Annotated in this window: 24 protein-coding genes and 1 CRISPR repeat array; of the genes, 14 read left to right on the forward strand and 10 right to left on the reverse strand. The window is 66.3% G+C overall.

Annotation, left to right across the window (positions count from 1 at the left end):
* Positions 1-3 precede the first annotated feature (3 nt).
* The 5 genes from ttcA to ACODRX_RS06680 all read left to right on the forward strand — a co-directional run bounded on the left by ttcA (position 4) and on the right by ACODRX_RS06680 (position 4,058).
* Positions 4-987 carry a tRNA 2-thiocytidine(32) synthetase TtcA gene (ttcA, locus tag ACODRX_RS06660; RefSeq protein WP_488870405.1) on the forward strand — a complete coding sequence of 328 codons (984 nt, stop codon included), beginning with the start codon at positions 4-6 and terminating at the stop codon, positions 985-987.
* Positions 988-1,090: 103 nt separating this feature from the next.
* Positions 1,091-1,720, forward strand: a complete 630-nt coding sequence (locus tag ACODRX_RS06665) for a DUF4136 domain-containing protein (protein ID WP_488870552.1) — start codon at positions 1,091-1,093, stop codon at positions 1,718-1,720.
* A gap of 117 nt (positions 1,721-1,837) precedes the next feature.
* Positions 1,838-2,320, forward strand: a complete 483-nt coding sequence (locus ACODRX_RS06670) for a YjjA family protein (protein WP_488870406.1) — start codon at positions 1,838-1,840, stop codon at positions 2,318-2,320.
* A gap of 11 nt (positions 2,321-2,331) precedes the next feature.
* Complete coding sequence (locus ACODRX_RS06675; protein WP_488870407.1) at positions 2,332-2,976, forward strand: histidine phosphatase family protein; 645 nt, start codon at positions 2,332-2,334, stop codon at positions 2,974-2,976.
* Positions 2,977-3,092: 116 nt separating this feature from the next.
* Positions 3,093-4,058, forward strand: coding sequence for a LysR family transcriptional regulator (locus tag ACODRX_RS06680; protein ID WP_488870408.1), 966 nt, complete (start codon positions 3,093-3,095; stop codon positions 4,056-4,058).
* 12 nt (positions 4,059-4,070) lie between these two features.
* Here ACODRX_RS06680 and ruvB read toward each other — a convergent pair whose 3' ends face one another.
* The 3 genes from ruvB to ruvA all read right to left on the reverse strand — a co-directional run bounded on the left by ruvB (position 4,071) and on the right by ruvA (position 7,366).
* Positions 4,071-5,153: a Holliday junction branch migration DNA helicase RuvB gene (gene ruvB, locus ACODRX_RS06685; protein WP_488870410.1), complete on the reverse strand. Its 1,083-nt coding sequence runs from the start codon at positions 5,151-5,153 to the stop codon at positions 4,071-4,073.
* A gap of 99 nt (positions 5,154-5,252) precedes the next feature.
* A complete protein-coding gene (locus ACODRX_RS06690; RefSeq protein ID WP_488870411.1) occupies positions 5,253-6,740 on the reverse strand; it encodes a trypsin-like serine peptidase in 1,488 nt (495 codons plus the stop codon).
* Positions 6,741-6,781: 41 nt separating this feature from the next.
* Entirely contained in the window at positions 6,782-7,366 is a 585-nt protein-coding gene (gene ruvA / locus ACODRX_RS06695) for a Holliday junction branch migration protein RuvA (RefSeq protein WP_488870412.1), read from the reverse strand.
* A gap of 80 nt (positions 7,367-7,446) precedes the next feature.
* Between ruvA and ACODRX_RS06700 the strand changes: the two genes are divergently transcribed.
* The 7 genes from ACODRX_RS06700 to ACODRX_RS06730 all read left to right on the forward strand — a co-directional run bounded on the left by ACODRX_RS06700 (position 7,447) and on the right by ACODRX_RS06730 (position 13,944).
* Positions 7,447-8,400 (forward strand): PhoH family protein, encoded by a 954-nt coding sequence (locus ACODRX_RS06700; RefSeq protein WP_488870414.1) that lies wholly within the window; start codon positions 7,447-7,449, stop codon positions 8,398-8,400.
* 85 nt (positions 8,401-8,485) lie between these two features.
* On the forward strand, positions 8,486-10,060 hold the full coding sequence (gene nadB / locus ACODRX_RS06705; protein WP_488870415.1) for an L-aspartate oxidase: 1,575 nt from the start codon (positions 8,486-8,488) through the stop codon (positions 10,058-10,060).
* Positions 10,061-10,125: 65 nt separating this feature from the next.
* Positions 10,126-10,506 carry an aspartate 1-decarboxylase gene (panD, locus tag ACODRX_RS06710; protein ID WP_488870417.1) on the forward strand — a complete coding sequence of 127 codons (381 nt, stop codon included), beginning with the start codon at positions 10,126-10,128 and terminating at the stop codon, positions 10,504-10,506.
* Between the two features lie 8 nt (positions 10,507-10,514).
* Positions 10,515-11,363: a carboxylating nicotinate-nucleotide diphosphorylase gene (nadC, locus tag ACODRX_RS06715; protein ID WP_488870418.1), complete on the forward strand. Its 849-nt coding sequence runs from the start codon at positions 10,515-10,517 to the stop codon at positions 11,361-11,363.
* A 103-nt stretch (positions 11,364-11,466) separates the two neighbouring features.
* The gene (nadA, locus tag ACODRX_RS06720; RefSeq protein ID WP_488870420.1) at positions 11,467-12,618 is read left to right on the forward strand and encodes a quinolinate synthase NadA; all 1,152 of its coding nucleotides are present in this window, start codon (positions 11,467-11,469) and stop codon (positions 12,616-12,618) included.
* A gap of 1 nt (position 12,619) precedes the next feature.
* Complete coding sequence (ybeY, locus tag ACODRX_RS06725) at positions 12,620-13,078, forward strand: rRNA maturation RNase YbeY (RefSeq protein ID WP_488870422.1); 459 nt, start codon at positions 12,620-12,622, stop codon at positions 13,076-13,078.
* A gap of 95 nt (positions 13,079-13,173) precedes the next feature.
* On the forward strand, positions 13,174-13,944 hold the full coding sequence (locus tag ACODRX_RS06730; RefSeq protein WP_488870424.1) for a sulfite exporter TauE/SafE family protein: 771 nt from the start codon (positions 13,174-13,176) through the stop codon (positions 13,942-13,944).
* Here ACODRX_RS06730 and ACODRX_RS06735 read toward each other — a convergent pair.
* A complete protein-coding gene (locus ACODRX_RS06735) occupies positions 13,901-14,398 on the reverse strand; it encodes a transcriptional regulator (protein ID WP_488870425.1) in 498 nt (165 codons plus the stop codon). The two genes, ACODRX_RS06730 and ACODRX_RS06735, sit on opposite strands and share 44 nt — an antisense overlap.
* A gap of 149 nt (positions 14,399-14,547) precedes the next feature.
* On the reverse strand, positions 14,548-15,432 hold the full coding sequence (locus ACODRX_RS06740) for a LysR family transcriptional regulator (protein ID WP_488870426.1): 885 nt from the start codon (positions 15,430-15,432) through the stop codon (positions 14,548-14,550).
* Positions 15,433-15,565: 133 nt separating this feature from the next.
* On the opposite strand from ACODRX_RS06740, the gene ACODRX_RS06745 reads away from it, so the two are divergent.
* Both ACODRX_RS06745 and ACODRX_RS06750 read left to right on the forward strand, forming a co-directional pair.
* Positions 15,566-15,844, forward strand: coding sequence for a type II toxin-antitoxin system TacA family antitoxin (locus tag ACODRX_RS06745; RefSeq protein ID WP_488870427.1), 279 nt, complete (start codon positions 15,566-15,568; stop codon positions 15,842-15,844).
* Entirely contained in the window at positions 15,841-16,335 is a 495-nt protein-coding gene (locus ACODRX_RS06750) for a GNAT family N-acetyltransferase (protein WP_488870428.1), read from the forward strand. The genes ACODRX_RS06745 and ACODRX_RS06750 overlap by 4 nt, the downstream gene beginning before the upstream one ends.
* 27 nt (positions 16,336-16,362) lie before the next feature.
* On the opposite strand, the gene ACODRX_RS06755 is transcribed toward ACODRX_RS06750, so the two are convergent.
* The 5 genes from ACODRX_RS06755 to csy3 form a co-directional block, all read right to left on the reverse strand.
* Positions 16,363-17,526, reverse strand: a complete 1,164-nt coding sequence (locus ACODRX_RS06755; protein WP_488870429.1) for an acyl-CoA dehydrogenase family protein — start codon at positions 17,524-17,526, stop codon at positions 16,363-16,365.
* A gap of 29 nt (positions 17,527-17,555) precedes the next feature.
* A complete protein-coding gene (locus tag ACODRX_RS06760) occupies positions 17,556-17,936 on the reverse strand; it encodes a cupin domain-containing protein (RefSeq protein ID WP_488870431.1) in 381 nt (126 codons plus the stop codon).
* A gap of 28 nt (positions 17,937-17,964) precedes the next feature.
* Positions 17,965-18,930, reverse strand: coding sequence for a Bug family tripartite tricarboxylate transporter substrate binding protein (locus ACODRX_RS06765; protein WP_488870433.1), 966 nt, complete (start codon positions 18,928-18,930; stop codon positions 17,965-17,967).
* Positions 18,931-19,096: 166 nt separating this feature from the next.
* Positions 19,097-23,631: direct repeats of the CRISPR family, unit length 28 nt; unit sequence TTTCTGAGCTGCCTACACGGCAGCGAAC.
* Positions 23,632-23,761: 130 nt separating this feature from the next.
* Positions 23,762-24,328, reverse strand: a complete 567-nt coding sequence (cas6f, locus tag ACODRX_RS06770) for a type I-F CRISPR-associated endoribonuclease Cas6/Csy4 (RefSeq protein ID WP_488870435.1) — start codon at positions 24,326-24,328, stop codon at positions 23,762-23,764.
* Between the two features lie 5 nt (positions 24,329-24,333).
* Entirely contained in the window at positions 24,334-25,362 is a 1,029-nt protein-coding gene (gene csy3, locus ACODRX_RS06775; protein WP_488870436.1) for a type I-F CRISPR-associated protein Csy3, read from the reverse strand.
* Positions 25,363-25,369 lie beyond the last annotated feature (7 nt).

A 25,369-nucleotide genomic window follows, 5' to 3' on the forward strand; every position in this document is an offset into this window, starting at 1 on the left:
CCTATGAGCGCCGTATTCAATGACACTCTGAACGACATCCCTGCCAACGCCTGGAGCCTGGGCGACGATGAGCCCGCGGACGCGGGCGCCGCGGACCCCGGCGCCAAGCGCCTGAAGATCCAGCGCGAGAACCACAAGCTCGAAAAGCGCCTGTGCCGCGAGGTGGCGCGCGCCATCGGCGACTACAACATGATCGAGGATGGCGACAAGGTCATGGTCTGCATGTCGGGCGGCAAGGACAGCTACACCCTGCTCGACATACTGATCAAGCTGCGCGCCCGCGCGCCGATCAAGTTCGACCTGGTGGCGGTCAACCTCGACCAGAAGCAGCCCGGCTTTCCCGAGCATGTGCTGCCCGAATACCTCAAGAGCACCGGCGTGCCCTTCCACATCGAGAACCAGGACACCTACAGCGTCGTCAAGCGCGTGGTGCCCGAGGGCAAGACCACCTGCGGCCTGTGCTCGCGCCTGCGCCGCGCCATCCTCTACCGCGTGGCCGACGAGCTGGGCTGCACCAAGGTGGCGCTGGGCCACCACCGCGACGACATCGTGCAGACGCTGATGCTCAACATGTTCTTCGGCGGCATCATGAAGGCCATGCCGCCCAAGCTGGTCAGCGACGACGGCAAGCATGTGGTGATCCGCCCGCTGGCCTACATCGCCGAGAAGGACACCGAGCGCTGGGCACAGTACCGCGACTTCCCCATCATCCCCTGCAACCTCTGCGGCAGCCAGGAGAACCTGCAGCGCCAGCAGGTGGGCGAGATGCTGCGCGAGTGGGACCGCAAGTACCCCGGCCGCGTGAACAACATGTTCCACGCGCTGCAGAATGTCATTCCCACCCATCTGGCGGACAATCAGCTGTACGATTTCCGGCAGGCGCGCGCCACCGGCATTCCCGACGAGAACGGCGACAAGGCCTTCGACGCCGAGGAATTCCCCGCCGCGCCCAGCCTCCCAGGTATGCAGGTGATACAGCTGGGGTAAAGTTTTTTCAATCCGGCAACCACCGACAGCCAGCCGTGTTCCAGCCAGCTATGGTGCGCTTTATCAAGATAATCCGATCGCGAAGGAGCCAACCATGAACCGCATGACCTATCTCGTCACGGCCCCAGTGCTGGCCTGCGCCGCCCTGCTGGCCGGCTGCTCCAGCGTGCGCACCGTCGAGAGCCAGGTGCAGAGCTACTCCACGCTGCAGGCCGTGCCCACGCCCGCCACCTACCGCCTGGAGCGCCTGCCCTCGCAGCAGCAGCAGGCCGAAGCCTTTGCCCCCATCGAGCGCCAGGCCGAGCAGTCGCTGGCCGGCGTGGGGCTCACGCGCGACGACGCCGCCGGCACGCTGGTGGTGCAGATCGGCGCCCAGGCCCGCTACATCCCCGACAGCTGGCTGTACTACAACTCACCCTACGGCCGCCCCGGCTGGGGCTGGGGAATGGGCTACGGCCGCGGCTGGGGCTGGGGCGGCGGCTTCATGATGCGCGACACCGGCCCCTCGCTGTACTACCGCGCGGTGCAGCTCACGATGCGCGACTTCAAGACCCAGCAAGTGGTCTACGAGACCTCGGCGGTCTACGAAGACGTGTGGTCGGATGACAGCGTGATCTACCGCATGCTGTTCGACTCGGCGCTCAACGGCTTTCCCAAGCCGCCGCAAGGGCCGCGCACCGTGCGCGCCGCCACGCAGCCCGCGCAGCCGGCGGTGCCCGCCACCGTCAAATAGGCCAGGCCCGGAAAGCGGCCGGGCCCAAGGGCCTGGTTTGCAATCGTATACAGATGCCCTGGCTGCAGCGTGCTACCGTCGTCCGTCTCGCGGATGGATCAAGAAAAGGAAGATGCCATGAAGAAATTAGCCCTTTCGGCACTGCTGTGCACCGCAGCGCTGACCGCGCAGGCCGCCGGCCTGGGCGATGCCTTGCGCGACGGCGCTTCGCAGCTCGGCAGCGGCAGCAGCAGCGGCTCCTCGGCCCTGGGCAGCCTCGGCGGCCTGGCCGGCGGCAGCGATGGCGCATCGGCCCTTGGCCTGGGCAGCCTGGGCGGGCTGACCAGCTCCGGCACCGCCGGCAACGCGGCCGGCGTCATCACCTACTGCATGAAGAACAACTACCTGAACGCCGACAAGGCCGCCCAGGTCAAGGACCAGCTGCTCGGCAAGATGGGCCTGGGCACGAAGGAAGAGCCCAAGGACAGCGGCTACCAGAGCGGCCTGGGCGGCTTGATCACCGGCTCGAACGGCCAGAGCTTCAGCCTGGACAAGGTCAAGGGCGACCTCAAGGAAAAGGCCTGCGACTTCGTGCTCGACAACGCCAAGTCGCTGCTCTGATCCGCCCCGCCATGCAGCTGCCGACCCGCATCGTTGCCATACGGCATGGCGAAACCGCCTGGAACGCCGATGCGCGCATCCAGGGCCATACCGATATCGCGCTCAACGCACAGGGTGAGTGGCAGGCCCGGCAGGTGGCCGACGCGCTGGCCGACGAGCCGCTGGCCGCGATCTATAGCAGCGACCTGCGCCGCGCCTGGGCCACCGCCCAGGCCATCGCCGCGCGCACGCGGGCGCCGCTGGCGGCCGAGCCGGCGCTGCGCGAACGCTCCTTCGGCATCTTCGAGGGCCGGCGCTTCGTCGACATCGCGGCCAGCCACCCGGCCGACGCCGCCCGGTGGCGCCAGCGCGACCCCGACTACGCCCCGCCCGAAGGTGAGTCGCTGCAAGTACTGCAACAACGTGCGTCCTCGGCGGTCGACCGGCTGGCCGGGCGGCATGCGGGCCAGCAGATCGCGCTGGTGGCCCACGGCGGACTGCTTGACGTGCTGTACCGCCTGGCCACCCGCCAGCCGCTGCAGGCGCCCCGCACCTGGGAGCTTGGCAACGCCGCCATCAACCGCCTCCTGTGGACGCCCGACACCGGTCTGACCCTGGTGGGCTGGGCCGATGCGCGCCACCTCGAAGCTCCGGGCATGGACGAGCGGCTCGCCTGAGCCAAGACCATCAAGAATTGTCAGTCAGCCCTGACAAACGCAATCAATAGTTTCGTACAATCAAATATTTATATATCATGATAAAAAAGTATATTCAGTAAACATTCGTGGCTCGCATGACCAAAAAGCAAGCGCCCTCCAGCGGCACCCCTACTGCAGCGGCCGAGCAGCAGCCGCCCACGCCCACCCTGCGGCAGCTGGCCTGCTTCAAGGAGGTCGCGGCGCACCGCAGCTTCAGCCGTGCGGCAATGGCGCTGGCCATGAGCCAGCCGGCGCTGTCGTCGGCGATCCGGGAGCTGGAATCGCTGATGGGCACGACGCTGTTCGACCGCAGCACCCACCATGTACGCCTGAGCCCCGCCGGCGAAGCCATCCGCTCGCAGGTGGAATGGATGCTTAACAACTACCAGCAGGGCGTGCAGGACCTGCAGCAACTGCTGAAATACCAGACCGACACGCTGCGCATCGCCTGCATTCCCTCGGCCGCGCAGCTGGCCGCGCCCTGGATCGCGCAATGGCAGGAAGAGCACCCGATGGTGCTGCTGCACTGGCGCGACATGCGCAACGAAGACCTGGTGGCCGCCACCGAAAGCGGCGAGATCGATATCGGCCTGGGGCTGGACTTCACGGTGCCCGCATCGGTCGAGACCCATTTCGTGGCCGAGGACGACATCGTGGCCATCGTGCCGGCCAACCATCCGCTGGCCCAGCGCCTCAGCCTAAGCTGGGCCGATCTGCGCAGCGAGCCGCTGGCCATGCTGTCGTACAGCAGCACCCACCAGATGATCTCGCACACGCTGGAGCAGCAGGGCGTGGGCCTGATGCAGACGGAGACCGTGGCGTTCACCGAATCCCTCTACGCGATGGTGCGCAGCGGCCTGCGCATCGCCCTGCTCTCGAACCTGTATGCCCAGAGCCATCGGGCCGAAGGCGTGGTCATCCTGCCGCTGCAGGCCCCGCTGCTGTCGCGGCGCATCTGCCTGATGACGCGCAAATCGCCCGACCGGCGCTCGGTCATCCAGGACGGCTGGGACTACCTGTGCGCCCACATGGGCATGCAGGAGCCCGCCCTCGGGTACTGAGATAGCGCGCGCCTACAGCAGCTCGGGCTGCCCGCCGGGCCCGCGCTCGCGGCCCATGGCCAGGCCCAGGTGGCGGTACGCGGCCTGCGTGGCCACCCGCCCGCGCGGCGTGCGCTGCAAGAAGCCCTGCTGGATCAGGTAGGGCTCGATCACATCCTCGATCGTCCCCGGCTCCTCGCCAATGCTGGCGGCGATATTATCGAGCCCCACCGGCCCGCCGTCGAAGCGGTGCACCACCGCCTCCAGGAACTTGCGGTCCATCACGTCGAAGCCCTGCGGATCCACATCCAGCATCGCCAGCGCGCGGCTGGCCATATCCAGCGTGATGCGGCCGTTGCCCTTGACGTCGGCATAGTCGCGCACGCGCCGCAGCAGCCGGTTTGCGATGCGCGGCGTGCCACGCGAGCGGCGCGCGATCTCGAAGCCGCCTTCATCGTCGATCGGCGTGCTCAGCAGGCTGGCGCTGCGCATCACGATGCGCGCCAGCTCCTCGGCGGTGTAGAACTCCAGCCGCGCGACGATGCCGAAGCGGTCGCGCAGCGGGTTGGTGAGCATGCCGGCGCGGGTCGTCGCCCCCACCAGCGTGAAGGGCTGCAGATCGAGCTTGATGCTGCGCGCCGCCGGCCCTTCGCCGATCATGATGTCGATCTGGTAGTCCTCCAGCGCCGGGTACAGGATTTCCTCGACGACCGGCGACAGGCGGTGGATTTCGTCGATGAAGAGCACGTCGTTGCGCTCCAGGTTGGTCAGCAGCGCCGCCAGGTCCTTGGGCTTTTCGAGCACCGGCCCGCTGGTCTGGCGCAGGTTGACGCCGAGCTCGGCCGCGATGATGTGCGACAGCGTGGTCTTGCCCAGGCCGGGCGGCCCGAACAGCAGCACATGGTCCAGCGCCTCGCCGCGCTTCCTGGCCGCGCCGATGAAGATCTCGAGCTGCTCGCGCGCCTTGGCCTGGCCCACGTATTCATCGAGCAGCTTGGGGCGCAGCGCACGCTCCTGCGCCTCCTCCTGCGCGGATACGGCGTTCGGCGCGATGACACGTTGCTCGGGCTGGCGGGGGGCGGCGGGAATGTCGAATTGGTCGGTGTGGATCGTCATGGCATGCAGGCGTGCACTGAGCGCACATCATACGCGCGCGGCCCGCCCGCCGCCGGGCCGGCGCCCCACCGCGCCAGCGCCCGGCCGCCGGCATCCGGGCTACTGCGCCAGCCAGTTCTTGAGCTTGTTGTTGAAGGCGTGGTCGAAGCGGCCGTAGTCGTCGGTGCCGCCGCTGACGGTGCAGGCGCTGCTGCCGCCCGACAGCGTGCCCACCACCCGGCCGCTGTTGAAGATGGCCGAGCCGCTGCTGCCGCCCTCGGTAACGCCCTTGGTCCAGCTCACCCGGAAAAAGTCGCTTTGCGCATTGCCCTGGGAGCAGGAGACGCCGCCGCCGCTGACGGTGCAGTTGTCATAGCGCTGGATCTGGCCCTGGCTGTACTTGAGCAGGTCGCCCTGCGGGTGGTGCAGCGCATAGATACCGACGCCCGTGCCGATGGTGCCGCGCGCATCCCAGCCGGCCAGCGTCACGCCGGCAGGCAGCTTCTCGTTCAGGCGCAGCAGCGTGGTATCGGTCACCGCGGTGGCGTACAGCAAGGTGGCGCCCTGCGTGAGCGAGCTGCGGCCGGAGTTGAGCGTGGTGCTGTTGCAGCTGGCCGAGCGGAAGAACCAGTCGGTGCGCAGCGACGAGGCCGACGACTGCGTCGAGATGCAGTGGTTGGCCGACAGGAAGTAAGGCGCATAGTCGCCCTTGGTGTTGTTCAGCAGGGTGCCGGTGCAGTAGTAGTACTTGCTGTCCGAGCCCATGTAGGTCATGCGCGCCACCGCGTTGCGCTCGGTGGTGTACTGGTTGGCGCAGCTCGCATCCTGCTCGCAGGAGCCGGCATCGCCCACCTCCTTGGCGACGGCGGATACCTCCTGCAGGTCCGCCTCGGTGGGCAGCGCGAGATTGACGTAGGCATGCGCCAGCGTGGGGATGGCGATGCGCAGCTGCGCGGCGGGCACGCCCGCGGGCAGGCCGATCTCCAGCGTCACCTCGTCGGCGCCCAGGTCGGGCGTCCACCAGGTGCGCGCCGCCTGGCTGTCGCCGTCGGCGGCCACGTTGCGGGCGATGGCCTCGTTGATGGACTGGCCGCTTGCCTGGTAGGCGGTGTCGCTGCGGTCCTGGCGGTACAAACGGATCTGCGCGGCATCGGGCAGGCTGCCCACCACCAGACCCAGGCGCACGCCGTAGGCGCCGCTCGAAGTGACGCTCAGCGCCGCCACCTGCCCGCCATCGGGCGCCTGCGACCAGCGCAGCAGCTGGGCGGTGGCGTCCGCCGTCTGCGTGGCGCCCAGCTCGCGCGGCGCGCCGATCTGCAGCGGCGCGCCCGGCGCCGTGGTGCTCACCTGCTTGGCCTCGCTCAAGGCCGGCAGCACCAGCGTGGCGGCCACGGGCCGCACGGCGGCGGCCAAGGCCGTGGCGCTCTTGGCGGCCGACGCCGGCAGCACCACCGAATTCACGCACTGGCTCTGCCCGGCCGCGCAAGGGTAGTCGTCCTTGACGCTGGTGGCCTCGTCATCGCCGCCGCCGCAGGCCGCCAGCACGGCGGCCGTGGCCACGGCCGCGCACCAGATGCCGATGCTTCGGCGCTGTGTCCATTGATTCATATTCTTCTCCCCATCAAAGTTACCGCTGAGATAGCCGCCCGTTATTTTGCCAGCGCCTTGAGCGCCTGCTTGATGCCGTCGGCCACGCCTATGTCCGCCGGCAGCGCCTTCAGCGCCGCGGCCGCGTCCTTGTCGCTGTAGCCCAGCGCCACCAGCGCCTGCAGGATATCCGCCTGCGCGTCGCTGGCCGCCGCCGCACTGCCGCCGCGACCAGCGCCGGCATCGGCGCCGAGCTTGCCCTTGAGCTCCAGCAGCAGGCGCTCGGCCGTCTTCTTGCCGATGCCGGGCACCTTCACCAGGCGGCCGGCCTGCTGCAGCGACACGGCCTGCGCCAGGTCGTCCACGCCCATGCCGCTCAGGATGGACAGCGCGGTGCGCGGCCCCACGCCCGAGATCTTGATCAGCTCGCGAAATGTCTGCCGCTCGGGCGCCGAGCCAAACCCGTACAGAAGCTGAGCATCCTCGCGCACGATAAACTGCGTGAGCAGCGTCACCGGCCCACCCACCGCCGGCAAATTGTAGAAAGTGCTCATCGGCACCTGGACCTCATAGCCCACCCCCTGGCAATCCACCAGCACTTCGGGGGGATTTTTCTCGACCAGGGTTCCGCTCAGTCGGCCTATCATTGTTGACTTTCCTGTATGTTCATTGCTGACGCCATGGAGGCGAACGCCGCACAGCATACCGATTTTTGGATGAAATCCGCGTGATTCTGCGCCATACCTTCACTCCGCACGACAACCACCGCCTGAGCCATCTGTGCGGTCCGGCCGATGCGCACCTGCGGCAGATCGAGTCGCACCTGGAGGTGCGCATCGCCCATCGCCACGAGCAGTTCAAGATCGACGGCCCCAAGGCCAAGGCCAACGCGGCCCTGGAGCTGCTGCAGGCGCTGTACGAGATGGCCGACGAGCCGATCAGCGACGAGCACATCCAGCTCATGCTGGCCGGCGACAGCGCCATGCTGGAGGCGCCGGGCGACGCGGTGGTGCTCAACACCCGCCGCGGCGACCTGCGCGCGCGCACGCCCAACCAAGCGCTGTACCTGGACAACATCGCCACGCACGATATCACCTTCGGCATCGGCCCGGCCGGCACCGGCAAGACTTACCTGGCGGTGGCCTGCGCGGTGGATGCGCTGGAGCGCGGCAGCGTGCAGCGCATCGTGCTCACCCGCCCGGCGGTGGAGGCCGGCGAGCGCCTGGGCTTTTTGCCCGGCGATCTGTCGCAGAAGGTGGACCCGTACCTGCGCCCGCTGTACGACGCGCTGTACGACCTGATGGGCTTCGAGAAGGTGCAGAAGGCCTTCGAGCGCAATGCGATCGAGATCGCGCCGCTGGCCTTCATGCGCGGGCGCACGCTGAACAACTCCTTCATCATCCTCGACGAGGCGCAGAACACCACGCCCGAGCAGATGAAGATGTTCCTCACCCGCATCGGCTTCGGCGCCAAGGCCGTGGTCACCGGCGACGTGAGCCAGATCGACCTGCCCAAGGGCTCGCTCAGCGGCCTGATCGATGCCGAGCGCGTGCTCAAGCGGGTGGGCGGCATAGCCGTGAGCCGCTTTGCCAGCGTCGACGTGGTGCGCCACCCGCTGGTGGCGCGCATCGTCGACGCCTACGACGCGCAGCGGCGCAGCGGCAGCGGCAATGGCCGCTGATGCCCGCCAGCCCACCCGCCAGCTAGCTCGCCAATAGCCAACCGCGCAGCCATGGCCTGACCCCCTCCCACTCTCCCCCATCCCCATGCAATCGCACGATTTCGACGTTCTCATCGTGGGCAGCGGCCTGGCCGGCCTGTCCGCGGCGCTGCAACTGGCTCCCACGCACCGCGTGGCCGTCATCACCAAGCGTGCCATCGATGCCGGCGCCAGCGGCTGGGCCCAGGGCGGCATTGCCGCGGTGCTGGCCGAAGGCGACAGCTTCGACGCCCATGTGCAGGATACGCTGGTGGCCGGCGCCGGCCTGTGCGACCTGGCCGCCACGCGCTTCGTGGTGGAGAACGCGCCCGACGCCATCCGCTGGCTGCAGGGCCTGGGCGTGCCCTTCTCGCTGGAGGACGGCGCGCTGCACCTCACCCGCGAAGGCGGCCACAGCGCGCGGCGCATCGTGCACGCCACCGATGCCACGGGCGCCGCCGTGCAGCGCACGCTGATCGATACCGTACGCGCCACGCCCGGCATCACCCTCTTCGAGCAGCACACGCTGGTTGACCTGGTCACCGCGCGCAAAGCCGGCTGCCCCGGCCAGGACCGCTGCCTCGGCCTGTATGCGCTCGACGAAGGCAGCGACGAAGTCATCACCCTGCGCGCGCCGCACACCATCCTGGCCACCGGCGGCGCGGGCAAGGTGTACCTGTACACCACCAACCCCGACACCGCCACCGGCGACGGCATCGCCGCCGCCTGGCGCGCCGGCTGCCGCGTGGCGAACCTGGAGTTCATCCAGTTCCACCCCACCTGCCTCTACCACCCCGAGGCCAAGAGCTTCCTGATCAGCGAGGCGGTGCGCGGCGAAGGCGGGCAGCTCAAATTGCCCGACGGAACCCGCTTCATGCCACGGCACGACGAACGCGCCGAGCTGGCGCCACGCGACGTGGTGGCCCGCGCCATCGACTTCGAGATGAAGAAGCACGGCCTGGACTGCGTGCACCTCGACATCTCGCACCAGAGCCCCGAGTTCCTGCACGCGCATTTTCCAAACATCCTGGCGCGCTGCGCCGAGCTCGGCATCGACATCACCCGCGAGCCCATCCCGGTGGTGCCCGCCGCGCACTACACCTGCGGCGGCGTGCTGACCGACCTGGCCGGCCGCACCGACCTGCCGGGCCTGTACGCCATCGGCGAGACCGCCTGCACCGGACTGCACGGCGCCAACCGCCTGGCCAGCAACTCGCTGCTCGAATGCATGGTGTTCGCCCGCGCGGCGGCCGCCCACATCGCCGCCGCCGCGCCCGCCGTGCTGCCCGAGCTGCCGCGCTGGGACGACAGCCGCGTGACCGACGCCGACGAATGCGTCGTCATCTCGCACAACTGGGACGAGCTGCGCCGCTTCATGTGGGACTACGTGGGCATCGTGCGCACCGGCAAGCGCCTAGAGCGCGCCGCGCACCGCATCGCGCTGCTGCAAAGCGAGATCGCCGAGTTCTACGCCCACTTCCATGTGAGCCGCGACCTGCTGGAGCTGCGCAACCTGGTGCAGGTGGCCGAGCTGATCGTCAGGAGCGCGCAGATGCGCCGCGAAAGCCGCGGCCTGCACTACAGCCGCGACTGGCCCGAGCTCGCGGCGCCGGCCGCGCCCACCATCCTCGTGCCGCAATAAGGCGCAGGCCCCCGCACCCTATCCGCCGATTTCCCCCATTCATCACAGATTGCCAGGAGACACCCATGTTCCGCACCCTGCTCAAATCCAAGATCCACCGCGTCAAGACCACGCAGTGCGAGCTGCACTACGAAGGCTCGTGCGCCATCGACGAAGACCTGCTCGATGCCGCCAACATCGTCGAGAACGAACAAGTCCACATCTGGAACATCGACAACGGCGAGCGCTTCGTCACCTACGCCATCAAGGGCCAGCGCGGCAGCGGCATGATCTCGGTCAACGGCTCGGCCGCGCGCCGCGCCGCGGTGGGCGACCTGCTCATCATCGCCGCCTTCGCCCAAGTGCATGAAGACCAGGTGGCCACGCACCAGCCGCAGCTCGTCTTCGTCGACGAGAACAACCGCCAGGCCGGTTTGCGCCACCACGTTCCCACCCAAACACTGTGATGGCCGCCATGAACCTGGATTTTGTGGCCCAGGACGTGGCCCGTGCACTGCAGGAAGACGTGGGCGCCGGCGACCTGACCGCCGGCCTGATCGATCCCGCGCGCCGCGCCCGCGCCCGCGTGCTGGCCCGCGAGGCCGCCGTGATCTGCGGCGCCCCCTGGGCCGAGGCCGCGCTGCGCGCGCTCGACCCCGATGTGCAGATCACCTGGCGCGTGGCCGAAGGCCAGCGCTGCGCGCCCGACCAGGTGGTGCTGGAGCTGGAGGGCAAGGCGCGCGCGCTGCTGTCCGCCGAGCGCACCGCGATCAACTTCCTGCAGCTGCTGTCGGCCGTGGCCACCAAGACGCGCAGCTACGTCGATGCGATCGCCGGCACCAAGGCCCGCATCGTCGACACGCGCAAGACCCTGCCCGGCCTGCGCCTGGCGCAGAAATACGCGGTGGCCACCGGCGGCGGCACCAACCACCGCATCGGCCTGCACGACGCGGTGCTCATCAAGGAAAACCACATCGCCGCGGCCGGCGGCGTGAGCGCCGTGCTGCGCGCCGCGCAGGCGGTGGCCGCCCAGGCCGCCTTCATCGAGATCGAGGTGGAGACGCTGCAGCAGCTGGCCGAGGCGCTGGATGCCGGCGCCAAGATGGTGCTGCTGGACAACATGCCGCTGCCCTTGCTGCGCGAGGCCGTGGCCATCAACGCCGCGCATGCCGCGGGCGGCGCCATCCTGGAAATCTCGGGCGGCGTCACCCTCGACGGCCTGCGCGCGCTCGCCGAAACCGGCGTGGACCGCATCTCCATCGGCACGCTGACCAAGGACGTGAAGGCCACCGACTTCTCGATGCGCCTGCAGGAAATCGCCTGAGAGACAACAAAACAGTAGCTACTAGCGCCTTACAGTACTTGTTTTCAAATATAAAACTATCTGAAAACGTTTACATACAAGCGCCAGCAGCTCACATTTTTGCATGACCACGATGACTACCGCCCCCCTCAAGAACGTGGAGTACGAGCAGCCCCTGCTCTATGCCGATGATGCCGCCGGCACGGCCGGCAGCGCCTGCTCCACCAGGCACGCCTGGGCGCGCGTGCCGCCCGAGCCCTCCGCCACCGAGCGCGCCGCGCTCAAGGAGCGCATCCGCCGCCTGCTCAAGGAAAGGAACGCGGTCCTGGTATCGCACTACTACGTGCACCCCGACCTGCAGGACCTGGCCGAGGAAACCGGCGGCCTGGTCAGCGACTCGCTGGAGATGGCGCGCTTCGGCCGCGACCACGCGGCGCAGACCCTGGTGGTCTCGGGCGTGCGCTTCATGGGCGAGACGGCCAAGATCCTCAGCCCCGAGAAAACCGTGCTCATGCCCGACCTGGACGCCACCTGCTCGCTCGACCTGGGCTGCCCGGCAGACGAGTTCAGCGCCTTCTGCGACCAGCACCCCGACCGCACCGTCGTGGTCTACGCCAACACCAGCGCGCCGGTGAAGGCCCGCGCCGACTGGCTCGTCACCTCGGGCTGCGCGCTCGACGTGGTGCGGGCGCTCAAGCAAGCCGGCCAGAAAATCCTCTGGGCCCCCGACCGCCACCTGGGCAGCTACATCCAGCAGCAGACCGGCGCCGACATGGTGTTCTGGAACGGCGCCTGCATCGTGCACGACGAATTCAAGGCGGTCGAGCTGGAGCTGCTCAAGGCCGAGCACCCGCAGGCCAAGATCCTGGTGCACCCCGAAAGCCCGCCCGAGGTGGTGGCGCTGGCCGATGCGGTCGGCTCCACCTCGGCCATCCTCAAGGCCGCGCGCGAGATGGATGCGCGCGAATTCATCGTCGCCACCGACAACGGCATGATGCACAAGCTGCGCACGCTCAACCCCGGCAAGACCTTCTACGAAGCCCCCACCGCCGGCAACAGCGCCACCTGCAAGAGCTGCGCCCACTGCCCCTGGATGGCGATGAACGGCCTGGCCGACCTGGCCCGCGTGCTGGAGACCGGCGCCAACGCGGTCCATGTGGAGCCGGCGCTGATCCCGCGCGCACGCCTGCCCATAGACCGCATGCTGGCCTTCACCGCCGCGCTCAAGAATGGCCAGCCCACCGGCGCGCTGGTGCCTCACCTGGGAGCCGCCTGACATGGCACTGAACCAACTCACGCTCTCGCTGCAGTTCGCCCGCTTCGACGAGGCGGACAAACACCGCGCCGTGCTGGCGCGCGGCAAGGTCACCCGCTGGATCCGCCATGCGCTCGCGGTGGACGCCGAGATCACCGTGCGCATCGTCGATGCCGAGGAAGGCCAGCAGCTCAACCGCGAGTACCGCCACAAGGACTACGCCACCAACGTACTGACCTTCGACTACCAGCAGGAGCCCACCGCGATGGCCGACCTGGTGCTGTGCGCTCCCGTGGTCGAGCGCGAGGCGCGCGAGCAGAACAAGTCGCTCGAAGAGCACTACGCCCACCTGCTGGTGCACGGCACGCTGCACGCCCAGGGCTGGGACCACGAGACCAGCGAGCAGGACGCCGAGGACATGGAAGCCTACGAAACCGCCATCATGCAGGAGCTGGGGTTCGAGGACCCCTATGCAAAATAAACGGCAGCCATGACTTTTCAGTGACTAATTCCGGCTTGCGCAAATAAATTACACCACTAAGATCGGTTGACTCCATCAACGAACCGACCAGCCCCATGGGAGACCTTGCCCACACCAGCCTGCTGCTGGCCTCCGCCTTCGTGGCCGGCGCCCTCAACGCCGTTGCCGGCGGCGGCAGCTTTCTCACACTGCCCGCGCTGGTCTTCACCGGCGTGCCGCCCGTCTCTGCCAACGCCACCGGCACCGTGGCCCTGCTGCCGGGCTACATGGCGGGCGCCTGGGGCTTCAAGGACGACATGCAGTCCCCGCCCGGCCTGTCGATGAAAAGCGTGGTGCTGCTGTCGCTGATCGGCGGCGCGGCCGGCGCGGCACTGCTGCTGTACACGCCCGACGCCACCTTCCGCAAGATCGTGCCCTGGCTGCTGCTCGCGGCCACCGCCATGTTCGCCTTCGGGCCGCAGCTGCGCCAGTGGGCCACCAAGGCGGTCGACGGGCAGCACGGGCAGGCGCCCGGCAGCGCCAAGGCGGCGCTGGGCATGCTGGCCGTGGCCATCTACGGCGGCTATTTCAACGGCGGCCTGGGCATCTTGCTGCTGGCACTGCTGGGCCTGCTGGGCCAGACCAACCTGCACGCGATGAACGGCATCAAGAACCTGGTGTCGGCCCTGCTCACCGCCATCGCGGTCGCCATCTATGCCGCCGGCGGCGTAGTGCAATGGAAGCAAGCCCTGGTGATGATGCTCGCCGCCACGCTCGGCGGCTACCTGGGCGCGCGCGCGGCGCGCAAGATCCCGCCGCACTGGCTGCGCGGCAGCATCGTGCTCACCGGGCTGGTGATGGCGGGGCTGTTTTTCTGGCGCCAGTAGCCGGCTCCCGGCCCTTGCCGCCGCCATCGGCCGGTGGCGCGCCCGCCGGCGCTTCGGGCCCGCCGGCGCCATGCACCCGGGCAAAGGTCAGGATCACCTCGCGCACCACCTTGCGCTGCTGCGGCGGTAGCCGCAAGAAGGCATCGAAGGCCTCGCGCTCCAGATAGCCCACGCCCTCGTCCCAGCGCTGGCGGTGCTCTTGCACCGAACGGCGCACCGAGTCGCCGAAGCGCAGCACCTCGGGCTCCACCTTCAGCAGGCCCGCCAGCACCACCAGCTTGTCCTGCGCCGGAATCGCCTCGCCCTTGAGCCAGCGCGACACGGCCTGGAAGGTGACCGAACGCCCCCAGTAATTGGCATTGAAGAGATTAAGTAGCACGCCCGGGCGCGGCTCCAGCCCCATGTCAACCATGGCACTGCGCAGACGCTGCGCAAATTCGAGCTTGTTGTCCATGCGTGAACGTTAAATTCATGTACAGCGCCCTATTTGACCTTTTGTTATAGATTTAATTTAATTATTTGTTATATTAAATTTTAAACAATAGTTTCATGACCATGACGGCAGCAATCATCACCGCCCCGGCGTGGCGCGCGTGCTAGGCATCACCAATCGCGCACCATGCCGATCAGCGCCTGCAACGCGGCGCTGGCCGCCGGCGCCCGCCAGACGAAGGCGCCCGAGGTAAGCACCGAGCGCCCGCCGCCAGGCTGCAGCGGCACGAAACGCACGCCGGCCATGCCCGCGCGCTGCATGCAGGCCGGCACCAGGGCCACGCCCTGCCCCATGGCCACCAGCGCGATCACGCTGAACCACTGGCGCACCGCATGCTGGATGCGGGGGTGGATGCCGGCGCCGTGCAGGCAGGCGATCACATCGTCGTAATACGCGGGGCTGACCTCGCGCACGAACATCACGAAGCGCTCATGCGCCAGCGCGCGCAGGTCCAGCTCGGGCTGGCGCGCCAGCGGATGCGCCTCGGGCAGGCAGCACATCAGCGGATCGGGCGCGATCGGGCAACTGTCCAGCCCGATCGCCGGCGTGACGATGTTGACGAAGCCGCCCTGCAGCTGCCCCCGCGCCACCGCCTGCTGCTGCTCGGCGGTGGACATCTCGTGTATCGTGATCTCGATATCGGGGCGCTGGCGCGCAAACGCATCCAGCACGCGCGGCACATCGCGGTAGATCATCGAGGCCGTCACCCCGATGGCCAGCTGCCCGTGGCGCCCTTCGGCCACCTTGCGCGCCACATCGGCCGCATGCTGCAGCTGGCCCAGCGCGCGCCGCGCCTCCACCAGAAAGGCCGCCCCCGCCTCGGTCAGCTGCACCTGCTTGGCATTGCGCTCCAGCAAGCGCACGCCCAGCTCGTCCTCCAGCGTCTTGATGGCCACGGACAGCGGCGGCTGGGTGATCGACAGCTTGGCCGCGGCGCGGCCGTAATGCAACTCTTCGGCCAGCACCACGAAATAGCGCAGCAAATGGGTCTTCATGCCTCCATCATCGCGCGAAAGCAGGGCGCCGCCGCGCAAAACCATGCACCTAGTTTTCCGGCAGATTGCCGTACAATCAGCGTCAGCCTTGCCAACCGCCTTGCGCGCGCCCTTGATACATCCAGGAGAGACCATGCCTACATCCGCAACGGCCCGGCTCGAAGCCCGTATCAGCCCGGACCTGCAGAAGCTGATCAAACGCGCCGCCGAGATCCAGGGCCGGACCCTGACCGACTTCGTGGTTGCCGCCGTGCAGGACGCGGCGCAGCGCGCCATCGAGCAATCCGAAGTGATCCGCCTGTCGCTGGCCGATCAGCAGCGCTTTGCACAGGCGCTGCTGTCGCCGCCCGAGCCCACGCCTGCGCTCAAGCGCGCCATGGCCCGCCACGACCAGCTACTGCGCTCTGAATGACGGACGCGCCATTTCGGGTAGCCGCGCTGGACCCCGCCATCCACGAGCGCAGCCGCTTCGACTGTGGCACGCCCGCGCTCAACCGCTACCTGCGCGAGCAGGCCGCGCAGGACATGCGGCGCCGAGTGGCCGCATGCTTCGTCGCGCTGGCGGGCGACGGCAGCATTGCCGGCTACTACACGCTGGCCAGCGCCAGCGTGCCCTTGCCCGATCTGCCACCCGACTGGCGCCGCAAGCTGCCCCGCTATGCGGCGGTACCAGCGATCCGCATGGGCCGCCTTGCGGTGGACGGCAGCCGCCGCGGCCAGGGCCTGGGCAGCGCCCTGCTCGTCGATGCGCTGCACCGGGCGGCCCAGGCCGAGATCGCGGCGGCAGCCATGATCGTCGATGCCAAGGACGAAGCCGCGGCCGCGTTCTACCGCCACCATGGCTTCCTGGCGCTGGAGACCGCGCCGCTGGCGCAGGCCCTGCCGCTGGCTCTCGTGCGTTAGCACACGGAAGCCAAGCCTGGCGCCTGATCAATACGACTTGGGCAGGCCCAGCACCTTTTCGGCGATGAAGCACAGGATCAGCTGCGGGCTCACCGGCGCCAGGCGCGGGATCCAGCTCTCGCGCATGTAGCGCTCCACATGGAATTCCTTGGCATAGCCCATGCCGCCGTGGGTGAAGATCGCCGTCTCGCAGGCCCGGAAGCCCGCCTCGGCGCCAAAGAACTTGGCCGCATTGGCCTCGGCGCCGCAGGGCTGGTGCCGGTCGTACAGCCAGGCGGCCTTCATCGCCAGCAGGAAAGCCGCCTCCAGCTCGATCCAGCGCTCGGCCAGCGGATGCTGGATGCCCTGGTTCTTGCCGATCGGGCGGTTGAACACCTCGCGCTCGCCAGCGTACTTGGCCGCGCGCGACAGCGCCGCGCGGCCCAGGCCGATCGCCTCGCTGGCGATCAGGATGCGCTCGGGATTCATGCCATGCAGGATGTACTCGAAGCCCCGACCTTCCTCGCCGATACGATCCTCCAGCGGAATGCGCAGGCCGTCGATGAACAGCTGGTTCGTGTCCACGCACTTGCGGCCCATCTTCGGGATCTCGTGCACCTCGATCTTGCTGCGGTCGAAGTCGGTGTAGAACAGCGACAGGCCCTCGGTGCCCTTGCACTCATTCACCGGCTTGGTGCGCGCCAGCAGCAAGATCTTGCTCGCCTCCTGCGCGGTGGAGATGAACACCTTCTGGCCATGCACCACATAGTGGTCGCCGTCACGAACCGCACGGGTCTTGAGCTTGAGGGTGTTGAGCCCGGTGTTCGGCTCGGTCACGCCGAAGCAGGCCTTGTCCTTGCCGGCGATCAGCGGCGGCAGCATGCGCGCCTTCTGCTCCTGCGTGCCATACACCACCACCGGATGCAGGCCGAAGATGTTCATGTGCACGGCCGAGGCGCCCGACAGGCCAGCGCCGGTGGCGGCGATGGTGTGCATCATCAGCGCCGCCTCGGTGATCCCCAGGCCCGCGCCGCCGAACTCCTCGGGCATCGCGATGCCCAGCCAGCCGGCATCGGCCAGCGCGCGGTAGAAGGCCTCGGGAAACTCGCCGTCGTCGTCGCGCGCATGCCAGTAATCGGCATCAAACGGGGCGCAGACCTTCTCGATGGCGTCGACGATCTGCTGCTGCTCTTCGCTCAGTGCGAAATCCATGGTGTTTTCCTCAATATCCAGTCATTGCTTCAGGGCCGGCGCACGCGCGCCGGATTCTCGCCATAGGGCGGGCTGTAGATCACCAGCAGCTTCGCGGGCGTGTCGCTGGTGGTCTGGAAGATATGCATCGCATCGGCCGGAAAAAAGCAGGTATCGCCCGGCACCATCTCGAACGACTCGCCCGCCACCTCGACATGCGCCGTGCCTTCGAGCAGGTAGCAGGCCTGCTCCATGCCCGGATGCGCATGCGGCAGCGCGCCGCCGCCCTTGGCGATCTCGCCCAGCACCACCTCCATGTGCTGCGCGCCCACATTGGCGCTGCTCACCAGGCGGCGGTTGAAAGTGCCGGTATGGTTGGCCGGGCTGTAGGCGGGCACCTCCGCGGCGCGGATCAGGAATCGCGAAGCCATGGCCTCTCCTTTGCTTTGCATCGGCCAGTCACTGCGCGGGGATATCGGCCTGCTTGACCAGCTTGCCCCAGTACTGCAGCTGGTCGGCCACGTACTTGGCGAACTCCTGCGGCGTCTTGGTGGGCCACACCTCGAAGCCGATCACCGCCAGCTGCTTTTGCACCTCGGGGTCGGCCAGCACCGCCTGCAGCTCGGTGTTGATCTTGTCCACCACCGCGGGCGGCGTGCCGGCCGGCGCGAAAATGCCATTCCACGAAGTGATGTCAAAGCCCGGCAGCGTCTTGGCGATGGCCGGCACGCCCGGCAGCTGTGACGAGCCCTTGGCCGCCGTCACGCCCAGTGCGCGCACCTTGCCGGCCTTGAGCATGCTGCCGCCCGAGCCCAGGTCCACCACATACATCTGCACCTGGTTGCCCATCAGGTCGGTCAGCGCCTGCGGGCTCGATTTGTAGGGCACGCCCACGATATCGGTCTTGGTGAGGAAGCGCAGCGTCTCGGACGCCACCAGCGAGGTGCTGTTGGGCGTGGCGTAAGAGATCTTGCCGGGGTTGGCCTTGGCATAGTCGATCAGCTGCTGCACCGACTTGATCGGCGAATCGACATTCACCGCCAGCGCGAACGGCAGCTCGCCCACACGGGCGATCGGCGTGAAATCCTTGATCGGGTCGTACTTGAGGTTCTTGACCAGCCAGGGATTGGCCGAATGCGAGGTGTTGGTGGTCATGAACAGCGTCTGCCCATCCGGCTTGGCCTTGAGCACCGCCGCCGCCGCGATCTGCGCGTTGGCGCCGGCGCGGTTGTCCACGATCACCGCCTGCCCCAGCCGCTCGCCCAGCTTCTGCCCCACCGCGCGCGCCACCGCATCGGTGCCGCTGCCGGCCGCGAACGGCACGATCAGCGTGACCGGCCCGCTGGGATAGCCACCCTGCGCCCATGCGCCGCCGGCCACCGCCAGCGCCGCCACCATACCTGCCAACCATTGCTTGAGCTTCATGCTTGTCTCCTGCGGGGCTTGCCGCCCCTGTTCTTGCGGCGTGCCGCCGCAGCCAAAGTATCTTCGGTCAAGCAACGATTCGAGTCCAATGTTTTGTGCGGATGGTTTGATATTGGTTTTGTATTGATTGGAAGGGACGGGGTATGCGAGCTATCACATTTGCTGCTTTCTGAGCTGCCTACATGGCAGCGAACAAGCATCAGCGGGTATGCAAAGCCTGCGGCAATTTCTGAGCTGCCTGCACGGCAGCGAACCACAGAGACTTCGCGCTGCCGAACTGCATAGATTTCTGAGCTGCCTACACGGCAGCGAACGCCGAGCCCATCCCGCCAGAGCTGCGCGACAATTTCTGAGCTGCCTACACGGCAGCGAACATACGCGATATCGAACCCACCTGCGGCGGGCGATTTCTGAGCTGCCTACACGGCAGCGAACGCGGCAGCAAGGGCGGCATCTCGCACTGTGCCTTTCTGAGCTGCCTACACGGCAGCGAACCGCTCCGTGCTGCGCTACTTCGGCGGCAAGTGTTTCTGAGCTGCCTACACGGCAGCGAACTCAAGCCGGATGCCTTTTCCGATGTTGGGCGCTTTCTGAGCTGCCTACACGGCAGCGAACGTTGTCGCTGCTCACCACCATGCTGCCGTCCATTTCTGAGCTGCCTACACGGCAGCGAACCGGCGCGACAAGCGCGAGGCGCGCGAGCTGGATTTCTGAGCTGCCTACACGGCAGCGAACCTCGATCTTTCGGCGGATGGCCTTCTCGGTGATTTCTGAGCTGCCTACACGGCAGCGAACAAGCATGCGCGGCAGCGAGCCATCTTTGGCCATTTCTGAGCTGCCTACACGGCAGCGAACGGGGTGCGAACCTGCGGGGTGCGAACCTGGAGTTTCTGAGCTGCCTACACGGCAGCGAACCGCAAGGCCCGCGCGGGGCGCAAAGGGCGCGATTTCTGAGCTGCCTACACGGCAGCGAACCACGGCCGGCACCGGCAGGCTGCTAAGGTCCATTTCTGAGCTGCCTACACGGCAGCGAACACTACCATGCGCATTGATGAGGACGTGCTACTTTTCTGAGCTGCCTACACGGCAGCGAACTTGCAGATGTAGACCCAGGGCGAGACGCCGATTTTCTGAGCTGCCTACACGGCAGCGAACTTGGTGTCGAGATGGGACATGTTGCTTCCTTGATTTCTGAGCTGCCTACACGGCAGCGAACGCTCATCGCATGTCCTTCCCGGGCACGAATATTTTCTGAGCTGCCTACACGGCAGCGAACAAGTTCGCTTAGGCAGTCAAGTAGGGCCTGTATTTTCTGAGCTGCCTACACGGCAGCGAACAGGGGTTCTGGCTCGTGCTCACCAACGCTGGCTTTCTGAGCTGCCTACACGGCAGCGAACACACGGGCGCGCAGGAGATGTCGACCGTCAACTTTCTGAGCTGCCTACACGGCAGCGAACTGTGGTGGGCTTGGTGCGGCCACGAATGGGCATTTCTGAGCTGCCTACACGGCAGCGAACCTCCTCAACCGCGCGAATCACACGGGCGTGCATTTCTGAGCTGCCTACACGGCAGCGAACCCGCCGCTCCAGACAAATTGCGACGACTGGCATTTCTGAGCTGCCTACACGGCAGCGAACGCTCACCAACGCCGGCGGCAAGGCCATCACATTTTCTGAGCTGCCTACACGGCAGCGAACGAGGCCCTGTGGGCGCCCGAGAGCGCAGCAAATTTCTGAGCTGCCTACACGGCAGCGAACACATGATTGCTGCTCTCAGAAATTCGTTTGGTATTTCTGAGCTGCCTACACGGCAGCGAACGTCGATGTGGGACATGGTGCTTTCCTTTCGGTTTTCTGAGCTGCCTACACGGCAGCGAACGCCAGGCACATACAGAGGGACGAGAGGGGGATTTTCTGAGCTGCCTACACGGCAGCGAACTTGGCATGAGCGATGGCAAGGTACAAACCATCTTTCTGAGCTGCCTACACGGCAGCGAACGCGCCGAACATTGCTTGCCCGACCGCTGGCACTTTCTGAGCTGCCTACACGGCAGCGAACCCACGATCTGTGGGCCAAGGCCGTACGCTTTGATTTCTGAGCTGCCTACACGGCAGCGAACGTGCCTGATACCCGACATCGCCGAACCGTCTATTTCTGAGCTGCCTACACGGCAGCGAACTGTGGATGGTCCACACAGCAAGAACTGGCGCGTTTCTGAGCTGCCTACACGGCAGCGAACGCCGGCGCCGATGCGATGGACAGCTTCGTGAATTTCTGAGCTGCCTACACGGCAGCGAACCAGATCGAGGGGATCGGCACTAGACTGACCCTTTTCTGAGCTGCCTACACGGCAGCGAACCTGCTCGCAGCGCTCAATTTGCTGCTGTGCGCTTTCTGAGCTGCCTACACGGCAGCGAACGCGAGGTGACCGGGGGTCATCATGTTTGACAATTTCTGAGCTGCCTACACGGCAGCGAACGCGTTGAGCTTCGCGGTTTCGGCCATGAGCTTTTTCTGAGCTGCCTACACGGCAGCGAACGAAGAGAGCGACACGAAGAGCAAGCGGGTGAATTTCTGAGCTGCCTACACGGCAGCGAACTTAAGCGCGGCCAGATCCCGGGTGCTGGGCGATTTCTGAGCTGCCTACACGGCAGCGAACGCGCTGTCCAGCGGCCTGCAGCCTGTGCTGTGTTTCTGAGCTGCCTACACGGCAGCGAACCCAACTGGGCAACGGTCCTGCGCGCGGCTTCTTTTCTGAGCTGCCTACACGGCAGCGAACTCGCGGACACCGTCTTTGCCGGCTGCGTGCTCTTTCTGAGCTGCCTACACGGCAGCGAACTGGTCAGCCAACGAGATCAGCACGGATTTCTGTTTCTGAGCTGCCTACACGGCAGCGAACGGGTTGGTGCAGGCGTATGTGACTTTGCGCATTTTCTGAGCTGCCTACACGGCAGCGAACGACGTATGGGGTGCCGCTATGCCCCACGGCAATTTCTGAGCTGCCTACACGGCAGCGAACAACTGCTGGAGGCAGCGCTTCGATGCCTTGACTTTCTGAGCTGCCTACACGGCAGCGAACGCGCACCGCTGCTGCCAGAAGCATTGCAAACATTTCTGAGCTGCCTACACGGCAGCGAACGCTGCATCGGCAACTGCGGCGAATGCGTCAAATTTCTGAGCTGCCTACACGGCAGCGAACGTTGCCATCGATACCGCGTTCAAGGGCTGGTCTTTCTGAGCTGCCTACACGGCAGCGAACCAAACCCCGCATACAACGCTGGCGCTACCTACTTTCTGAGCTGCCTACACGGCAGCGAACGGTAGCGGGGAAGGATTGCTCAGTTTTGTGAATTTCTGAGCTGCCTACACGGCAGCGAACGTCAAATGAGCATGTTCAATCTACTCATGGGCTTTCTGAGCTGCCTACACGGCAGCGAACCTCCCTCTGCGGGGTGCGCCGGGGTTGGCACATTTCTGAGCTGCCTACACGGCAGCGAACGTGACGGATGCGGTTGCCAGCATCGCAAACAATTTCTGAGCTGCCTACACGGCAGCGAACAAGCACATGGGTGTGATGACGTGGCTTTGGATTTTCTGAGCTGCCTACACGGCAGCGAACAGCCCGCTGCAAACGCACCGCAAGGCCCGCGCTTTCTGAGCTGCCTACACGGCAGCGAACGCCCAGATGAACAGGGCATCTATCTGGGCCTCTTTCTGAGCTGCCTACACGGCAGCGAACCAGGCGATGCGCGATATCGGCAATTCGCTGTTTTTCTGAGCTGCCTACACGGCAGCGAACACGGCGGCTCGCCCCCGCCCCTGACGGTTGGCTTTCTGAGCTGCCTACACGGCAGCGAACATCGTTGCGCCGATCTGCGTCACGGCCATTCTTTTCTGAGCTGCCTACACGGCAGCGAACAAGATGGAAGGCGTGACCATCACAACGCGGTCGTTTCTGAGCTGCCTACACGGCAGCGAACGGAATGTTGCGCCAGACCTGGTAGCCGGCGTATTTCTGAGCTGCCTACACGGCAGCGAACGCCTGAATTCATCTGGGGAGCTAGCGACAGCGTTTCTGAGCTGCCTACACGGCAGCGAACAGGTGAGGGCGCAGGTCTTCGGTGGTGGGATTTTTCTGAGCTGCCTACACGGCAGCGAACGCGCCGGATTACTGTGCGAGGGGACTTTTCATTTTCTGAGCTGCCTACACGGCAGCGAACGCGCCGGCTTCGGTGGCCTGCTGGGCTCGCTTTTTCTGAGCTGCCTACACGGCAGCGAACCCGCATCCTGAGACCTGGCCGAAGTTCCATGCGTTTCTGAGCTGCCTACACGGCAGCGAACTCCGAAGGGTTCGAGCTTGAAGACTACGAGACTTTCTGAGCTGCCTACACGGCAGCGAACTCGCTGATCACGCAGTACACCAAGGCCTTGCATTTCTGAGCTGCCTACACGGCAGCGAACTTCATGAAGCGGCCCGAGACCATTGCCCTTGTTTTCTGAGCTGCCTACACGGCAGCGAACCGGGATCAGCGACACGGCGCCGGTCTTGGCGCTTTCTGAGCTGCCTACACGGCAGCGAACGTCATCGCGTCGGTGGCGGACAGCGTCTTGCATTTCTGAGCTGCCTACACGGCAGCGAACGTCTTCAAACGAGAAATCCGCCTTCTCGGCTGTTTCTGAGCTGCCTACACGGCAGCGAACTAGATCAAAAATCCAGCAACTTCCTGATTTTTAAAGAATAAATGCTTCCAGGTGCGCAATACCCCAATTTTTGAGGCATGCGCTAAGCCTTTGATTTACCGTGGCCGCCGGCTACCCTTCAGAAAAAGGGTCAAAACCAAGGCACCGGGGTGCCAAGGCTTAGGCCATAGGCATTGAAGCCACCTTGCCCGCCGGCGTCCGCCCCGGCCTTCTGCTCTATGAACAGACAAAACGGCTGGCCAGTGCTGGCGCTGCGCAGTTGGACATAGGGCAGATCCGGGGTGCGCGCCACGCTGTCCGGGATGGCGGCAGCGGCCTGCTCGGCGCTTTCGCCCTTGCGCCGCATGCGGCGGCGGCGCAGGCGTTCGGCATTGGTCTTGAACTGCCGGCGCTGTACCAGGCAGGGCACGGTGCCATCCGGCACCGGCGCTGGCTGCGTGCATTGCACATGGTCGCGCATGCCCTGCAGCCAGGGCTGGTCCATCAGGTGCTTCAGCGCGGCCTCGCCGCCGTGCAGGCGCAGAATGGAGCCCAGGGTGCGCGGGCGCAGGCTGTAGCGGGGGAAGCTGATGCCTATGTCGGAGCTGCCCAGTTGCACCAGCACGCGGTGCAGCTTGGCGACCAGCGCGCCCAGCAGGTGGGCGTGGCTGAATTCCGGGTCAGGCAGCAGCGTGATGTCAATGTAGTGCGAGGTCATGGCCATCAGCTCGCATCGCCGAAGACGCCGCCGCGGATCAGCACGGCCATCACAAAGTGCTGCTGCTCGACGGGCGGCACCTTGTCCTTGAGCAGCCAGTCGTCCAGCAGGGTGTAGAAGTCCTGCTTTTGCTTGGGCTGGCGCCAGGCCTTGCCCTGGGTGGTGACGGAGCCGTAGGGCTCGACCGCGATGGGGCCCAGGTCCTGCGCGCCGTCGTACCAGGTGTCGATGGTGCGCAGGGCGTTGCCGATTTTCTGGGAGTGGATGGCGGCGACCTCCTGGCCTTTTTCGCCGATCTGGTAGAGCGTCTTGCTCTTTTTGGTGCTGCCCTTGTCAAGGATCAGCTCCTGCGAGGGGAAGACTTCCTGGCCCGCGCCCAGGCGCACAAAGGCCGTGATCTGCAGCAACACATGGGCCTTGCCCGCCAGGCCCTCCGCGATCACGCTGCCCAGCTGTGCCACTTTTTCGTCAGGCTTGTCCAGCGTGCGCAGGTTGTGGGCCAGGGCATCGAACGGCCATGCCTGCCCGGCCTTGCCATCCTTGAGCTGCACCACCTGCACCTGCACGCTTTCCGCGCCCACGCGGTTGCGCCACAGGAAGCGCCCGTTCGCCAGATTGGCCGCATAGCGGTTGGCCAGTTCGGCAAAGCCCTGGGCCGAGGCATAGGCCTGGACGGTCTGCGCCAATTTGGCTTGGTATTCGGCGCTGTTGCAGGCAGACGGCGTGCCCGCGCCAGACAGCACGCGCAGCGTGAACTGCACCTTGAGCGTGTCGGCATCGGCGGGAAGGGCTGCCACGTCCACGGTCTGCAGGTTGGGGTTCTCGATGGCGGCGTCGAGCTTGGCCGGGTCCTGGTCCTTGGTCTTGAGGCGGTTGGAGATGGTGCCGCGCACGGATTTCTCGCGCAGCTTGACGGAGGGCCAGGAGGCGGAGGCCGCCCGGTCATCCCAGTTGCCTGCGTGGAAGACGGCGTCAGAGGGGTCGAGCTTGCGTTCGAAGGCGAGGACGGAGGCGGTCTTGAGGGTGTTCGACATGGTGTTC

The sequence above is a fragment of the Comamonas sp. FG99 genome (assembly GCF_057808605.1).

Bases quoted from the DNA above. Each gene is read 5' to 3' on its own strand.
- ttcA (WP_488870405.1), top strand. From the start codon at position 4: ATGAGCGCCGTATTCAATGACACTCTGAACGACATCCCTGCCAACGCC.
- ACODRX_RS06665 (WP_488870552.1), top strand. From the start codon at position 1,091: ATGACCTATCTCGTCACGGCCCCAGTGCTGGCCTGCGCCGCCCTGCTG.
- ACODRX_RS06670 (WP_488870406.1), top strand. From the start codon at position 1,838: ATGAAGAAATTAGCCCTTTCGGCACTGCTGTGCACCGCAGCGCTGACC.
- ACODRX_RS06675 (WP_488870407.1), top strand. From the start codon at position 2,332: ATGCAGCTGCCGACCCGCATCGTTGCCATACGGCATGGCGAAACCGCC.
- ACODRX_RS06680 (WP_488870408.1), top strand. From the start codon at position 3,093: ATGACCAAAAAGCAAGCGCCCTCCAGCGGCACCCCTACTGCAGCGGCC.
- ruvB (WP_488870410.1), bottom strand. From the start codon at position 5,153: ATGACGATCCACACCGACCAATTCGACATTCCCGCCGCCCCCCGCCAG.
- ACODRX_RS06690 (WP_488870411.1), bottom strand. From the start codon at position 6,740: ATGAATCAATGGACACAGCGCCGAAGCATCGGCATCTGGTGCGCGGCC.
- ruvA (WP_488870412.1), bottom strand. From the start codon at position 7,366: ATGATAGGCCGACTGAGCGGAACCCTGGTCGAGAAAAATCCCCCCGAA.
- nadB (WP_488870415.1), top strand. From the start codon at position 8,486: ATGCAATCGCACGATTTCGACGTTCTCATCGTGGGCAGCGGCCTGGCC.
- panD (WP_488870417.1), top strand. From the start codon at position 10,126: ATGTTCCGCACCCTGCTCAAATCCAAGATCCACCGCGTCAAGACCACG.
- nadC (WP_488870418.1), top strand. From the start codon at position 10,515: ATGAACCTGGATTTTGTGGCCCAGGACGTGGCCCGTGCACTGCAGGAA.
- nadA (WP_488870420.1), top strand. From the start codon at position 11,467: ATGACCACGATGACTACCGCCCCCCTCAAGAACGTGGAGTACGAGCAG.
- ybeY (WP_488870422.1), top strand. From the start codon at position 12,620: ATGGCACTGAACCAACTCACGCTCTCGCTGCAGTTCGCCCGCTTCGAC.
- ACODRX_RS06730 (WP_488870424.1), top strand. From the start codon at position 13,174: ATGGGAGACCTTGCCCACACCAGCCTGCTGCTGGCCTCCGCCTTCGTG.
- ACODRX_RS06735 (WP_488870425.1), bottom strand. From the start codon at position 14,398: ATGGACAACAAGCTCGAATTTGCGCAGCGTCTGCGCAGTGCCATGGTT.
- ACODRX_RS06740 (WP_488870426.1), bottom strand. From the start codon at position 15,432: ATGAAGACCCATTTGCTGCGCTATTTCGTGGTGCTGGCCGAAGAGTTG.
- ACODRX_RS06745 (WP_488870427.1), top strand. From the start codon at position 15,566: ATGCCTACATCCGCAACGGCCCGGCTCGAAGCCCGTATCAGCCCGGAC.
- ACODRX_RS06750 (WP_488870428.1), top strand. From the start codon at position 15,841: ATGACGGACGCGCCATTTCGGGTAGCCGCGCTGGACCCCGCCATCCAC.
- ACODRX_RS06755 (WP_488870429.1), bottom strand. From the start codon at position 17,526: ATGGATTTCGCACTGAGCGAAGAGCAGCAGCAGATCGTCGACGCCATC.
- ACODRX_RS06760 (WP_488870431.1), bottom strand. From the start codon at position 17,936: ATGGCTTCGCGATTCCTGATCCGCGCCGCGGAGGTGCCCGCCTACAGC.
- ACODRX_RS06765 (WP_488870433.1), bottom strand. From the start codon at position 18,930: ATGAAGCTCAAGCAATGGTTGGCAGGTATGGTGGCGGCGCTGGCGGTG.
- cas6f (WP_488870435.1), bottom strand. From the start codon at position 24,328: ATGACCTCGCACTACATTGACATCACGCTGCTGCCTGACCCGGAATTC.
- csy3 (WP_488870436.1), bottom strand. From the start codon at position 25,362: ATGTCGAACACCCTCAAGACCGCCTCCGTCCTCGCCTTCGAACGCAAG.